At 47.6% G+C, this 540-nt stretch carries 1 protein-coding gene and 1 pseudogene (1 of these 2 only partly in view); both read right to left on the bottom strand.

Features of this window, described 5'->3' with window-relative positions; genetic code table 11:
• Positions 1 to 215, bottom strand: a 215-nt coding sequence (locus tag HRU21_06595; GenBank protein NRA41964.1) for a hypothetical protein, incomplete at its 3' end; no start/stop codon positions are given.
• A gap of 24 nt (positions 216 to 239) precedes the next feature.
• Positions 240 to 540: pseudogene (tolR, locus tag HRU21_06590) on the bottom strand (protein TolR); it runs 115 nt beyond the window's last position.

Here is a 540-nt window from a genome sequence, read left to right as displayed (position 1 = left end):
GGTTTTGGCTTGAACGTAGGTTTAACTGGCGTTTTGTCGCTGGCGGCTGATGCCGAGATCAGGCTGGCCTGAATGGCCTTAGGCTGCAACAGCGAGTTTGACGCTGCCGCCTTAAAATCCATGCTCAGCCAAAATAATAAGCTAGCGTGAATTAGCAGTGCAGCAAACACTGCTACACCATAGCTAGATATCAAGTTGGGCTCGGAATTATTCATGGCGTCAGACTGAGCTAAAGTTGATTAGAGTGGCTCAGTCACTAAGCCAACCTGGCTAATGCCGGCGGCTTGTAAATCAGACATTAAGCTGACGACTTTGCCATAGGCGATCGCGCTATCGCCCCATAGATAAATGGGGGTATTCGGTTTGCTCTGTAAAACTTTTTGGATCGCCGTAGTTATGCTGGCAAGGTCTTTGGCTTGTTCTTTGTCGCCAAGATTCAGAAACAGCTCGCCTTGTTGATTCAAGGAGATAATTAACGGTTCTTGTTTGCTATCTAGGCTTTGGCTATCAGCTTTTGGTAGGTCAACTTTAACCCCCTGG

Source organism: Pseudomonadales bacterium (genome assembly GCA_013215025.1).
Taxonomy (GTDB): Bacteria; Pseudomonadota; Gammaproteobacteria; order Pseudomonadales; family DT-91; genus DT-91.
This window is presented reverse-complemented; position numbering and strand designations above follow the sequence as displayed.